Source organism: Vibrio fortis, from assembly GCF_000695685.1.
GTDB classification, from domain to species: domain Bacteria; phylum Pseudomonadota; class Gammaproteobacteria; order Enterobacterales; family Vibrionaceae; genus Vibrio; species Vibrio fortis_A.
In genome coordinates, this window is sequence record NZ_JFFR01000002.1 from 630,155 (window position 1) to 644,132 (window position 13,978).

Annotated in this window: 13 protein-coding genes; 2 read left to right on the forward strand and 11 right to left on the reverse strand. The window is 44.2% G+C overall.

What is annotated here, in order from left to right; translation table 11 throughout:
- Window positions 1-44: 44 nt before the first annotated feature.
- The 9 genes from VFDL14_RS19970 to nrfB all read right to left on the reverse strand — a co-directional run bounded on the left by VFDL14_RS19970 (window position 45) and on the right by nrfB (window position 7,789).
- Window positions 45-1,304: an imelysin family protein gene (locus VFDL14_RS19970; RefSeq protein WP_032549270.1), complete on the reverse strand. Its 1,260-nt coding sequence runs from the start codon at window positions 1,302-1,304 to the stop codon at window positions 45-47.
- A gap of 170 nt (window positions 1,305-1,474) precedes the next feature.
- Window positions 1,475-2,074, reverse strand: a complete 600-nt coding sequence (locus VFDL14_RS19965; RefSeq protein ID WP_032549271.1) for a GTP cyclohydrolase II — start codon at window positions 2,072-2,074, stop codon at window positions 1,475-1,477.
- 228 nt (window positions 2,075-2,302) lie between these two features.
- Window positions 2,303-2,479, reverse strand: a complete 177-nt coding sequence (locus tag VFDL14_RS24620; protein WP_032549272.1) for a hypothetical protein — start codon at window positions 2,477-2,479, stop codon at window positions 2,303-2,305.
- A 90-nt stretch (window positions 2,480-2,569) separates the two neighbouring features.
- Window positions 2,570-3,004, reverse strand: a complete 435-nt coding sequence (gene nrfF, locus VFDL14_RS19955) for a heme lyase NrfEFG subunit NrfF (protein WP_032549273.1) — start codon at window positions 3,002-3,004, stop codon at window positions 2,570-2,572.
- Entirely contained in the window at window positions 3,001-3,570 is a 570-nt protein-coding gene (locus VFDL14_RS19950; protein ID WP_032549275.1) for a DsbE family thiol:disulfide interchange protein, read from the reverse strand. The genes nrfF and VFDL14_RS19950 overlap by 4 nt, the downstream gene beginning before the upstream one ends.
- Entirely contained in the window at window positions 3,548-5,482 is a 1,935-nt protein-coding gene (locus tag VFDL14_RS19945; RefSeq protein WP_032549276.1) for a heme lyase CcmF/NrfE family subunit, read from the reverse strand. The genes VFDL14_RS19950 and VFDL14_RS19945 overlap by 23 nt, the downstream gene beginning before the upstream one ends.
- A gap of 55 nt (window positions 5,483-5,537) precedes the next feature.
- Window positions 5,538-6,512, reverse strand: coding sequence for a cytochrome c nitrite reductase subunit NrfD (nrfD, locus tag VFDL14_RS19940; RefSeq protein WP_032549277.1), 975 nt, complete (start codon window positions 6,510-6,512; stop codon window positions 5,538-5,540).
- A gap of 2 nt (window positions 6,513-6,514) precedes the next feature.
- The gene (gene nrfC, locus VFDL14_RS19935) at window positions 6,515-7,201 is read right to left on the reverse strand and encodes a cytochrome c nitrite reductase Fe-S protein (protein ID WP_032549278.1); all 687 of its coding nucleotides are present in this window, start codon (window positions 7,199-7,201) and stop codon (window positions 6,515-6,517) included.
- 3 nt (window positions 7,202-7,204) lie between these two features.
- On the reverse strand, window positions 7,205-7,789 hold the full coding sequence (gene nrfB / locus VFDL14_RS19930) for a cytochrome c nitrite reductase pentaheme subunit (RefSeq protein ID WP_032549279.1): 585 nt from the start codon (window positions 7,787-7,789) through the stop codon (window positions 7,205-7,207).
- Window positions 7,790-8,270: 481 nt separating this feature from the next.
- Here nrfB and nrfA point away from each other — a divergent pair, with 481 nt between their 5' ends.
- On the forward strand, window positions 8,271-9,701 hold the full coding sequence (gene nrfA / locus VFDL14_RS19925) for an ammonia-forming nitrite reductase cytochrome c552 subunit (RefSeq protein ID WP_032549281.1): 1,431 nt from the start codon (window positions 8,271-8,273) through the stop codon (window positions 9,699-9,701).
- A 171-nt stretch (window positions 9,702-9,872) separates the two neighbouring features.
- Complete coding sequence (locus tag VFDL14_RS19920; protein WP_032549282.1) at window positions 9,873-10,217, forward strand: rhodanese-like domain-containing protein; 345 nt, start codon at window positions 9,873-9,875, stop codon at window positions 10,215-10,217.
- 92 nt (window positions 10,218-10,309) lie between these two features.
- On the opposite strand, the gene VFDL14_RS19915 is transcribed toward VFDL14_RS19920, so the two are convergent.
- Together VFDL14_RS19915 and gyrA are read right to left on the reverse strand one after the other, a co-directional pair.
- The gene (locus VFDL14_RS19915; protein ID WP_032549283.1) at window positions 10,310-10,936 is read right to left on the reverse strand and encodes a tetratricopeptide repeat protein; all 627 of its coding nucleotides are present in this window, start codon (window positions 10,934-10,936) and stop codon (window positions 10,310-10,312) included.
- Window positions 10,937-11,097: 161 nt separating this feature from the next.
- Window positions 11,098-13,728: a DNA topoisomerase (ATP-hydrolyzing) subunit A gene (gene gyrA / locus VFDL14_RS19910; RefSeq protein WP_032549284.1), complete on the reverse strand. Its 2,631-nt coding sequence runs from the start codon at window positions 13,726-13,728 to the stop codon at window positions 11,098-11,100.
- Window positions 13,729-13,978: the final 250 nt, after the last annotated feature.

The following is a 13,978-nucleotide window of genomic DNA, read 5'->3' on the forward strand; positions in this document are numbered from 1 at the left end:
AGGGCTCAAACGAGCCCTTATAAATATCGAGATATCACAAGAGATTAAAACTCGTGATCAGCTGTGTCTGGGTTTAGGCTATCAATGCCGATGATGCCCGCCGCACGCTCGATTGCTGCAGTTTGAGAGACTAGTGCAACGATAGTTTTGTTCACTAGCGCGTTACCCGCTGCGTTGTCTGCTGCGATTAGCTGATCGAAGTACTCGTTGTTCTTCTCTGCTGAAGATACAAGTTGACCAACTTGTGCACGTGCTAGGTCAAACTGCTTCTGGATCTCTTTTGCAGCTTGCTTGTCTTTCTGCTCAACAAGGTCGTAGATGCTTGGACCAGAAAGCAATGTGCCGTTTTCACGCTTGTACAGACCAGTGTAAACGTTGTAGATACCTTGCTCGTTGTAGTAATGAGAGTTGTGCGTGTTGTCTGAGAAACAATCGTGCTCATCTTCAGTAGAGTTAGCTTCTAGTGCTACCTTCATACGCTCACCAGCAAGCTCACCTAGAGATAGTGAACCCATGCCGAATAGCATCTTACGAAGGCCATTGTCACTCGATTCAGCTAGTAGCTCTTGACGGTAGTTACCCTTCTCATCCGCAGACCACTGCTTTTCCATCCACTCTAGATCTTGAACTAGAAGTTCAGCAGCCGCTTTAAGGTAAGCACCACGACGCTCACAGTTGCCATTTGTACACTCAGCACCAACAACAAAATCTGTGTATGCACGAGCACCAGCACCAGCACTTGTACCGTTTAGGTCTTGACCCCAAAGTAGGAATTCAATTGCGTGGTAACCTGACGCAACGTTCGCTTCAGAACCACCGATCTCATTTAGGTCAGCGATTAGCTCTGGTGTGATGTTTGATGCGTCAACTTTAGTTTGACCAATTTGGAAGGTTTCGTTTGCAACGATGTTTGCACTCGCGCCTTCGTTACCTAGCTCGTATTGGTAGTTAGTTGAAACGTAGTCGATTAGACCTTCATCTAGTGGCCATGCATTTAGTTGACCTTCCCAATCATCAACCACTGCGTTACCGAAACGGAACACTTCAGACTGTTGGTAAGGAACACGAGACTCTAACCAAGCTTGTTTTACTTGTTCAAAGTTGCTCGCTGACGGCGAAGCTAAAAATGTGTCGATAGAAGAGTTAAGAGCTTTCGCTGTGATCACTGAGTCAGCAAATACCGCGTGAGCGATGTCAGCGTAGTGCTCGACAACTTGATCTTGAGTCACTGCCGCAAAAGATGAAGCAGAAGCAAAAATGAGTGACGAAGTAACCGCTTTAGTCACTAAAGATTTAATGGTCATGAAGCATCCTTGTTGAGCTTGAATTATTATATATTGGTAGTACAAACCATTATCATTTGCACTACGTGTTGCGATAATACAAAGTTACAATTTATTTGCAAGGCAAATACAAAAAAACCTCACATTTGTGAGGTTTTTGCTTCATTTTGTGTTAGGTGCAGCACGCTAAGTTACTCGATGGTTAAGTTGTGCTTACCGTGAGACACTTTTGCTTTTAGGTAGCTCTCATTACCCGACTTGATATGGGCAGCGGTGTTTACAACTTCTTCAATCTCGATACCGTAAGACTTCAGCTCTTTGATTTTCTTAGGGTTGTTAGTAACTAGACGAATTTTAGTCACGTCTAGCGCGCGTAACATCTCTGCGGCCTCCGTGAAATCACGTAGGTCATCACCAAAGCCAAGGTGGTTATTGGCTTCATAGGTGTTCATGCCTTCGCTTTGCAAACGGTATGCATCAATCTTGTTGTAAAGACCGATACCTCGGCCCTCTTGACGAAGGTAAAGAATGATACCGCCCGACTCACCCATACGACGAATCGTCTCATCTAATTGTTCGCCACAATCACAACGTGACGAATGGAACACATCCCCAGTCAAACACTCTGAGTGCATACGAACTAGAGGGACATCCTGCGTTTTGTCTGCCGTTTTGAAAATGACAGCAACGTGTTCTTTATCTGTTTTTAAGCCGTGGAATGAAAGAAGCTCCGCATCAATGTTGCTGCTGGCCCCTACTTTAAAATCTACTCTGGCACGAACTTCCGCCATATCTACACTCACTTGCTATTCGTTGTATTTAACAGCGCTACGTTATTCATTTAAGTAATAATTTTGTAGCGAACAATCTAATGATAGACACTATGGCGCTGTTGATCACTTTTTTCAAGGCTCTGAACCAACAAAATGTTATAATATAACACTTTTTGTTAACGACATTAAAAAAACCCCACATCAACCAGGTTGACATGGGGTTAAAAATTAGACAGTTAGCTCAGATTAACCAACTTGCTTCTGCTTCCAGATCACGAGTTGAATCCAGGCATTTTCCAACTCTGCCAGCTCTTCTTGCGTCAGAAGAGAGACTGTTGACTTAGCACTGTACTTATCTGCCCACTGCTCAGATTGGACATGGCTATAAAACTCTTTTTTTAGATTTGAGATTCTGTTTTCCACCAATACGTCCTTATATTAGAGTGCTAAGTCATATACGAGTGGGATATGTTACAAAATACCGATCTTGAGGTAAACAATTAATTTAATTTTTTATGGACTCCCCTTAACACTTTTAATTAGTAAATATATAAATAGCACTAATAAGAGAATTGGAAATAGCCAAAGTAATCCATTTGTCATTTTGAACGCGGGTTTATATAGAACAAATTCTCCGTAACGCTCAGTCATATATTCAATGATTTGTGTATCGGTTTTTCCAGACTTAACCATTTTAAATACATGAAGTCGTAAATCTTTTGCTATTGGTGAATTCGACTCAATTAAATTTTGGTTTTGACACTGAGGGCAACGTAATGTTTTTGCTAATGATATTGCCTGTTGTTGTTGCGCTAAATTATCAAACTCAAATAGTTCAACTTCTACCGCTACCTGTTTGTTGTTAGAGACAAACACTTCATCAGCTTTTAATGATGGGCTTATAACTAGTACACTTAAAAAACACAATACTAAGACTAAGTGATTCATAGTGTTACCCTATTCTTAAAATAGTCAGCAAACTCCTCTTGCCACACTTCTTGTGTCATTGCACCCACTAGCTTTTTAACCACTCTCCCTTGCTGGTCAACTAAGTATGTCTCAGGCGTACCAATAACACCCAGATCCAACGCCAATTGACCATTCGGGTCGCTTATCACTTGATGGTACGGATTACCGGAAGTTTGAAGCTCCTTAATCGCCGCTGCAGCCGTGTCACGGTAGTTCAAACCAATGATAGGTACATCACTATCCGCTAGCTTTAATAAAACTGGATGCTCTTGCTTACATATTCCACACCACGAAGCCCACACATTCACCAATTGGTAAGGGTGTGCAGTCACATCTTCTCTCGTCAAAGTAACAGGAGCATTTCCACCTACTGCACTTCCTACGGGCATGGATAGACTCGCAAGCGAAAACTCAGGGAAGTCTCTTGTATGTTGATCGGTGACACTGACTTGTTGTTTTTTACCTAAAGCCAAACCAAAGACGACCATCACTACAATAGTAATGGCAAACAGCATCACCATTTTATTGCGAACATTGGATTTCATAACCCGTCTCCTTGATTCGTCGTTGATACCTTTGCAAGACTAACACTAAGCCTCCTAACATCATGAGTAATGCCCCCAACCAAATCCAGCGCACATACGCTTTGTACTGCACTCTAAATGCATAACCTTGACGATCGACCTTCTCTCCCATTGTGATGTAAATATCGCCATGCCAGAACCACTTCATAGCAGGTTCACTCATATTCATCACCCGTACAGGATAATGGCGACGTTCGGGTGCGATAACGAAACGATGCGCTTCGTTTGAGACCTCAATAACGCCTCTCTCTGCTGTGTAGTTATTTCCTACATAAAGCTCTGTCTCTTGATAGGTCAACGTCCAGTCGATAAATTCAACTTGGCTCTGCGGTGCCAAACGGTAGCTGGCTTCGAAAGAGTGAAAGCTGTTCATCCCAGCCCCTACCGCGAGAGCAGCCACACCAAGATGTGCTATCGACATCCCAAACAACTTACGCTGATAACGTGTGTTTCGGGCGCGCCACAGACCATAGACATGGGTAAAAACGACCCAACACGCTAAGCACCAAGTAACCAATACCATCCATGAGATTGAGTACAAGTCACTAACTAACACTTGTGGTACGTATAGAAGCGCGCCACTTACCATGGAAACCACTGCCAACAACATCGCCAACTTGAATGAACATTGTGGCTTACACACCATTAACGGTGCGATACCCATCATCACAAGAGCCAATAGCCCCAATGGTGCAATCAACAGATTGAAATACGGCGCGCCAACAGAAATAGTCCCGAGGCCTAACAATTCGAAAACCATCGGGTAGAAAGTACCAAACAAAACGATCGACATCGCCAGTATCAACATCAATGCGGCGATCAACACCATAAAGCCTTTGCTTTTAAAACTAACAATCGCTTGCGATTCGAATTGCTCCCCTTTGATGATTAACAGGGAGAAAGAACTCAGTAATACCAAAACTAGGATCAAAAGTAATGACATCCCTTTGGTCGGATCAACCGCAAATGCATGTACTGAAGTAAGTACTCCAGAGCGAACAATGAAAGTGCCTAAGATACTTAGACTAAACGTGATAAAAGCTAAACTGAAAGACCACTTCAATAACTGTTTCTTCCCATTGGCAACGCCCAAAATATGCAGTAGCGCCGTTGCAGTTAACCAAGGCAACAAGCTCGCGTTTTCAACTGGGTCCCAGAACCACCAGCCGCCCCAACCAAGCTCGTAATAAGCCCACCAAGAGCCAAGTGCGATACCCGCAGTTAAGAAGCACCAAGCCACTAAGCACCATGTTCGGCAATGTCTTACCCAATCAAATTCAATAGGTTTGACCATCAAGGCCGCGACTGAAAAAGCCAAAACAACAGAAAAACCAACATAGCCAAGGTAGAGTAATGGCGGATGAAAAATCAGCCCAACATCCTGCAACATAGGGTTGAGATCGCGCCCTTCAGAGACAAAAGCTGAGTTGAGTTCAAATGGATTGGATGCAAATAAGGTAAACCAGGCGAACACCGTGAGAAGTAGATTCATTACCCAAAGCACCGCATCACGATAGTCCGCTCGGTAGTGGCTTTGTCTTGCAATAAGCCCTGCCCAACAGCTTAAGGTAAGCACCCAGAACAGCAACGACCCTTCATGTCCTGCCCATACGGCTGCTATTTTAAAGGCGCTCGGTAGTTGGGTATTTGAATGCTCAGCGACGTAGAGAATCGAAAAGTCGTCTTGATAGAAAGCCAAAGCGAGGATACTCACAGCAGCAATCGATAGAAGAGAAGCCGCTTGAGTCGCACTGCCAATGAAGGCTGAGTAGCGCTTTGACTGAGTATACTTACCAGCCAAATAAACAATACTCACCAAACTGCTGAGGATTGCGACACCAATGAGATTGAATAGCCCTAAAGAACCTAGCATATCACCTCGATATGGCCCCAACGAAGGGGCCGGATAGAACAAACATAACCCAGGCTTACGCTAGAGTTAATTGACCAGCATAAAGTACAAAGGTACGGAGCATTAAAACACCCGCCAAACTTAAGCAAGTCACAGCAAAAATGTAGACTCCAGTATGACGAACCGCTTTAGGGGTAAAAGCATTGAGCAGCAAAGGTAAAACCATGCCGATACCAATCACTCCATACCAGAACCAACTCGCCCAGAACCCACTACCAATTGCATTCCACGCCGCTTGCTCGCTTTGACCACCAGCGAAGATCAAACCAGTGAAGAAGGTCACGAGAACGAACAATTCAAACATCACCACTGGACGTTCGAAGCCATGGATCCAAGAGATACTCGGGCCTTGAGGAGACTCTTTAAACACAAGAACCCCAAACAAAATGCAGGCTGCGGCACCCGAGGACAAGCTAGAGAACAAGAACAGTATCGGTAATACTGGGTTGTTCAACATTGGGAATGTGTTTAGCGCTGATAGTAGGAAACCGGTATATGCCGCAAGCAAGAGTGCTAGCACTGCCAAAAAGATTTCTGTCGCGTTTTCAAGAGGTTCTAGTTTGCCAATGAGTTTCCCAACAAAATCTAAGCGCCCTTTAAGCCAGCTCTGCTCACTCAGAAACAGCGTGATCTGATCCCTGAATATGATTCCGATCCATACAAACAAGATCGCCATGTAGACTTGGAATAGGATCACACCCATCGACATCACAGATGTTGGGTTATAGAAGATCATGATCTTCCAGAAAGAGAGTGGCTTCGTAAGGTGAAACACCAAAATAAGCAGGCCCGAAATGATGCCAAATGGCGCGAGAAAAGCCGTTGCCTTTAACACCCCATTCTTCGACGCGTCCCCTTCGATAACCTTCCTCTTGAGATAAATAGAGATCATCACTGCACCCGCTGACATACCCGCTAAAAACAAGTAGATAGCGATAATCCAATCCCATACCACGGTTCCAGATTGGAAAGCTGTATCCCATGCACTCATAATCAAATCTCCCCTTTCTGATGTGGCACTTTGTAAAGCTTAGGCTGCGTACCTAAATGCACTTTATCTCGGTAAACCACTTCGGATTTCAGCACTTGGTTGATCTTACTGTTTGGATCATTAAGATCGCCGAATATCAGTGCTGTTGTTGGACAAGACTCCACGCAAGCAGGCAGTTTTCCTTGTGCTAAGTTCGTATCGCGACAGAAATTACATTTGTCGGCCGAACCGTCTTTTGGATTGAAAAAGCGTACTTGATAAGGGCAAGCCAGTAGACAATAGCCACAACCAACACACTTCTCTTTATGTACGTCGACAATGCCAGTCTTCTCATCTTTATATGCTGCACCTGTTGGGCACACCATGACACACGGTGCGTTGTCGCAGTGTTGGCAGGAGTTTCGTGTAAAGCGATAATCGACATCAGGGTATTCACCTTGTGGCTCGCTGCGTACAATTTCCAACCTTGAAACGCCTTCAGGGACCTTATTCACTTCCCGACACGCTTCTGTACAGGCTGTACAACCGATACATGCGGTTTCATCGTGGATCATTCCATAGCGCTTATTGCCATCAGTCTGTACGCTAGCCAGTGTTTTCCTGCTAGTAACAACCGATGTGCCAGCGATCCCGGTTGTCACAATCACTGCACCGGCACCAGCTAAAAAGTTTCTTCTAGAGCAGCTCATAGATTACTCCTCCTCTTTCTTCTGGTTAAAGTCCGAGTGACAATCAACACACAGTTTGATCGTTTGTTTCTTATCTAAACTCAGAACCTTAGATTTATTAGCGTGTACATCGTGACAATTTGAACAAGTTAAGTTTTTAGCGTGAACGTCATGTGTCCAGTTATCTTCTTGTAAATATTCTGGTTTATGACAATCTGTACATCCACTATTTGCCTGCAGGATCTTTTGAGGATCCAAAAATACCTTGTTTGTTCCTTTTTGCGATTGTGCGGATCGATATTTGATCACCTCTGGTGCCCCTTCTCGGTGATCTGGACTTATATTACTGTGACAATCTGTACAGTTAATTTCTCGTCCAACAATATTATGTGCATCTATACCATGTGAACCCAATAATGTTTCTTTGGAATCTTTATGACATTGAACGCACTTATAATCTTTATCGCGAATTAATTCGACTGCATGCCTATTTGATTCCGTTGGCGTTATTTCAACGGATTCGGCAACAGCATGAATGGAATAACCATAGAGGCAGAATGCTAGAAGGGATTTAAGCATTATGACTATGGCCAATTTTATATTGCCCATTTTTCCTTTCCTTATATCGGATTTATTTAACTCTCAACTAAATAAAAATCCGATTAAACAAAAGTATCCTTAAACAGCACTATTACCGTCTAAATGATATCAATTCTTATTTTGGAAAAGCCACAACGCTTTCTATTAATAAGGATATACCTCTAATGGGTTAAGTTGAAATTTGCATTGATGATTATGTGAGCACAGTCACCACATTTTAGTTATGGTTATAGGCTTAAGTTGTTGTTCTTTAATGAGAATAATTCTTATGATTAACCACTCAAAACACCCTCACCTACCCCTTTAGGGTTATTGTTAAACTAGCGTGATTTATATCACTAGTGATAATTGATCTAAAACAACAATGCTTCAACACGTAACAAAATGTGTTTGTTTATGAATTAATATAAACAGGAATTCTCCAATTCTTAATTTGAAATAGCAAACTCACAACGCTTGGTATAAAAATCAGTATATTGGAGATATCACTGTGAAAAAGCACTGGATACGTAATTCCGTCACAGCCTTATTGCTGGTCAGCACTTCATTAGTAAGTGCAGCTAGCTTCGCTGCGTCAGAACAAAAAACAATTGGTGACCCTCGTAACGACCAATTCGAGCAGAACCACCCCGACCAATATCATTCTTGGAGACAAACGTCAGAGAGTGAGCACATTGAAGACGCGCTACATGAAGACCCTAATATGGTGATCATGTGGGCGGGTTATGGTTTTGCAAAAGACTATAACAAGGCCAGAGGTCACTTCTATGCACTTGACGACGTGCGACAAACACTTCGTACGGGTGCACCAATGGATGAAGGATCTGGCCCTATGCCAATGGCGTGTTGGAGCTGTAAGAGCCCAGATGTAGCTCGTGTTATCGAAGAGCGTGGCGAAGATGGTTACTTCGAAGGCAAATGGGCACGCCTAGGCGAAGAGATCGTCAACCCAATTGGCTGCTCGGACTGTCATGATACGCAAAGCGACGGCTTTAAAAACGGCGAACCCGCTTTGAAAGTGACTCGACCTTATGTTGAGCGTGCATTCGAAGCGATTGGCAAGAAGTTTGATGAGCAGAGCCGCCTCGATCAACAAGCTTCTGTTTGTGCGCAGTGCCACGTTGAATACTACTTCACGGGTCCTAACAAAAGCGTTAAGTTCCCATGGGATCAAGGTACGACTGTGGAAGACATGGAACGCTACTACGATGCACTTAACTTCAAAGACTGGACACACAAAGTCTCCAAAGCACCAATGTTGAAAGCACAGCACCCTGGCTATGAAACATGGCGTGAAGGTATCCATGGTAAGAACAAAGTGGTTTGTGTCGACTGCCACATGCCTAAAGTGACTAAGGAAGATGGAACTGTGTATACCGATCATAAAGTCGGAAACCCATTCGACCGCTTCGAAGACACTTGTGCAAACTGTCATACACAAAGCAAAGAGACCATGCAGAACATTGTTTCTAGTCGTAAAGCGCAAGTGCTTAACATGAAGCTAACCGCAGAGAAGCAGATTGTGGCAGCACACTTTGAAGCGGGCGCAGCCTGGGATGCTGGTGCGACTGAATATGAAATGCAACCTATCCTACAAGATATTCGTCATGCACAATGGCGCTGGGACTATGCGATTGCCTCTCACGGTGTACATATGCACGCTCCTGAAGTTGCACTAGAAGTGCTAGGCACCGCGGTTGATAGAGCAGCAGATGCACGTACCAAACTGGTTCGCCTGCTAGCGAAAAAAGGAATCACAGATCCTATCGAGATCCCAGATATCTCAACCAAAGCGGCTGCACAGAAAGCGCTAGGCATGGATATGGATAAGATGAACGCTGATAAGAAGCACTTCTTAGATACTGTCGTTCCAAAATGGGATGAAGCGGCTGAAAAACGCGAAGCGAATTACGACTATTAATCGTGACAGCCAAGGGCGGTAATTTCAGCCAAAACCGTGAGTATCCATACTCACTATGATCAAAGGCTGCTTTTTAACGCCCTAAAATAGACGTCACCATCAAATCAAGCCACACTCTACGTGTGGCTTTCTTTTATCTTATTCACCCACTCGAGAGCCAATGGAGAACCGATGAAAACAACATTAGTCATCACCGCATTGTGTGCAAGTTTAACCTGTGGCATCGCTCAAGCCTCTGAGCGTGCAGAAACGGGATGGGAATGGATTGAGCAAGGCGCTTTGATTGTTGATGTAAGAACGCCTCAAGAATTCGCAGATGGTCATTTAGACAATGCGATTAACTATCCTCTCTCTGAGATAGAGCAGCATTTCGCACAACTCGACAAGGACACTCAAATCGTTCTTTACTGTCGTAGTGGAAATCGCTCAGGCCAAGCCTATCAATGGTTAGAGAAGCAAGGCTTCACCAATTTGCACAACGCTGGTGGATTGGTAGAGATGCAGCAAAGTAAATAAGCTCTGAACTTTATTTGTCTTAATAGGAAAACAGAGCCTTTAAGCAAGATCGCAGGTTGATCCTAACAAGCTAATCAATAGAAGGCGTTTTATTACAGCATCTGCTTAGCTTGATTGATTGAGTGGATGATTGAAACCCTATCAAGCCCTTGCTGGTTCGAGTCTAACAGCTGAGTCCAAACCTCGATCGCTTGCTCATATCGCATGCTAATGAAGTGATCGCTCGCAATGAGCATTAATGCTGTACGATCGTTAGGATCAAGCTCCAACGATCGTTTAAGAAGTGCATTGACCTCCTCTCCCATCAACTGCTTATTCGCGTAATATAACGCCGTAGCTTTTGCAGCAAACAGGCGTGCTACTGGCGTGCGCTCTAGTCGGATAGCATAATCGTAGCTCGTTACGGCTGCTGCAAACTCCCCTTGCTCAAGGTAGACACTGCCGAGTTTAAACCACAGTTCTGCTTGATTTGGATCTTGTTCAAGCTTGCTCTGCAGTTCACTTTGATAGTTAGCGAAGGTAACGGGTTGTGACTCAGAAGGGTCAGGCTGTGGCAGATCTTGCTTCATCAGATACCATAAAACCCCTGTCCCTAGAACAGCGAACACTGCCAAGCTTAAATTAAGGCGACGTGCCGTTTTGCTGCGACTACTCATAAAGATCATCAAGACGATAAAGAGGCTTGTGAGTAAGATCGAGATCAACAACCAATTTTCCATGCATATCTCCTAGAGTAGAAGCCTTACTTTACCTCTTTCTTCAACAATATACTTTGATCGAGTTTACGAACTTTCCTGACTTTGGTAGTGAATTTAAAACATAAAAAAACCGAGCACTAAGGCTCGGTTTTTATTCATAAAATCATGTTTAACGATAGATTTTATTCTGCGTCTTGCTCATCTGAAGATGCATCTGCAGCTGGCTGTTCAGCTGTTGCTTCTGGCGCTTCGCCTTCTGCAACTTCACCTTCAACGACTTCTACTTCTTCAACTTCGTCGATGCGCTGTAGACCAACTACGTTTTCGTCTTCAGAAGTACGGATTAGCGTTACACCTTGCGTATTACGGCCAACTTGGCTTACTTCCGCTACGCGAGTACGTACTAGTGTACCTGCGTCGGTGATCATCATCATCTCATCGCCTTCTTCAACTTGAACTGCGCCAACAACTGGGCCGTTACGTTCAGAGACTTTGATAGATACAACACCTTGAGTTGCACGCCCCTTAGTTGGGTACTCCGCAAGCTCAGTACGCTTACCGTAACCATTTTGAGTCACAGTTAGAATGTCACCTTCGTTAGAAGGAACAATCAGCGACACAACTTGGTCATCTTCTGGAAGCTTCATACCGCGAACACCTGCCGCTGTACGACCCATCGGGCGAACTTTATCTTCGTTGAAACGAACCACTTTACCCGACTTCGAGAACAGCATGATATCGCTATCACCGTTCGTGATGTCTACGCCAATTAGCGAATCATCATCACGTAGGTTAACCGCGATTAGGCCGTTAGCACGTACGTTTGCGAACTGATCTAGTGATGTCTTCTTAACAGTACCGTCGCCAGTCGCCATGAAGATGAACTTATCTTCAGAGAACTCAGATACAGGTAGAATTGCCGTAATGCGCTCACCTTCTTCTAGAGGAAGAATGTTCACGATTGGCTTACCACGAGCAGTACGACTTGCTAGTGGTAGTTGGTAAACTTTCAGACGGTACGTCTTACCACGAGTAGAGAAACATAAGATGTTATCGTGAGTATTAGCAACAAGCAGACGCTCAATGTAATCCTCATCTTTCATCTTAGTCGCACTCTTACCTTTACCACCACGACGCTGTGCTTCGTAGTCGCTTAGGATTTGGTACTTAACGTAACCTTCGTGTGACAGTGTCACCACTACGTCTTCTTGAGCAATTAGCTCTTCCATGTCGATATCGTGGCTAGCAGCGGTGATCTCAGTGCGACGTGCGTCACCGTAGATATCGCGAACTGCTTCTAATTCTTCACGGATCACTTCCATTAGGCGCTCAGTGCTTGCAAGAATGTGCATTAGCTCAGCGATCTCATCAAGAAGTGCTTTGTATTCGTCTAGAATCTTCTCGTGCTCTAGACCGGTTAGACGGTGTAGACGAAGTTCTAGGATTGCTTGCGCTTGAGTTTCCGTTAGGAAGTACTGACCGTCACGGATGCCGTATTGGTCTTCTAACCAATCTGGACGAGCCGCGTCAGTGCCTGCGCGCTCAAGCATTGAAGCAACATTACCTAAGTCCCAACCACGTGAAACTAGGCCAACTTTTGCTTCTGCTGGCGTTGGAGCGTTCTTGATAAGTTCAATAACTTCATCAATGTTCGCTAGAGCCAGAGATAGCGCTTCTAAGATGTGTGCACGATCACGTGCTTTTCTTAGTTCGTAGATAGTACGACGAGTCACAACCTCACGGCGGTGGTCTACGAAGCACTTAAGCATGTCTTTCAGGTTGAACAACTGTGGTTGGCCGTTGTTTAGAGCAACCATGTTGATACCGAAAGTTGTTTGCAGCTGAGTTTGTGCGTAAAGGTTATTTAGAACCACTTCGCCCACTGCATCACGCTTACATTCAATAACAATACGCATACCATCTTTATCAGACTCGTCACGTAGTGCACTGATGCCTTCTACTTTCTTATCTTTAACCAGTTCAGCAATCTTCTCGATCAGACGTGCTTTGTTTACTTGGTAAGGGATCTCAGTAACGATAATGGTCTCTTTACCATTCTTCTCTACTTCGATGTCCGCTTTTGAACGCATGTAAATCTTGCCGCGACCTGTCTTGTAAGCATCGACGATGCCTTTACGACCGCTGATCAGCGCTGCTGTTGGGAAATCAGGACCAGGAATGTAGTCCATTAGCTCATCAATCGTGATCTCTTCATTATTGATGTAAGCCAAACAGCCATCAACAACTTCACCTAGGTTATGAGGTGGGATGTTGGTCGCCATACCTACTGCGATACCAGAAGCACCGTTTACCAATAGGTTAGGAATTTTCGTTGGTAGAACCGCTGGGATCTGTTCAGTACCATCATAGTTAGGTACGTAGTCCACCGTTTCTTTATCAAGGTCAGCCAAAAGCTCGTGGGCAATTTTCGCCATACGAACTTCGGTATAACGCATTGCAGCCGCGGAGTCGCCATCGATAGAACCAAAGTTACCTTGGCCATCAACTAGCATGTAACGCAGTGAGAACGGCTGAGCCATACGAACAATAGTGTCGTATACAGCGCTATCACCATGCGGGTGATATTTACCGATTACATCACCTACTACACGAGCAGATTTTTTATATGGTTTGTTCCAATCATTACCAAGTACATTCATCGCGAATAGAACGCGGCGGTGTACTGGCTTTAGGCCATCACGCACATCAGGAAGGGCACGACCAACGATGACGGACATCGCGTAGTCTAGGTATGAACCTCTAAGCTCATCTTCAATATTTACGGGCGTGATCTCTTTCGCTAGATCGCTCATAGAGCCATTTTCCCTCTATAGTCAGATCGTATTTTTGAATACGTATAAGACCGAAAAATATAACACAAATTTACCTTGTGAGGCATCACTTTCCCTATCCTTTTATCATCTTGTGAGCCTTGTAGCCAATCAATTGATGAGAAATTGCACGTCATCATCATATCTTGCTGAAAGATGGTTACTTTGCGTCCAACAAATTCGCAAAATTGTAGATCTTCTGGTCAGAGACAAAAGCCAAGTTATAATGCTC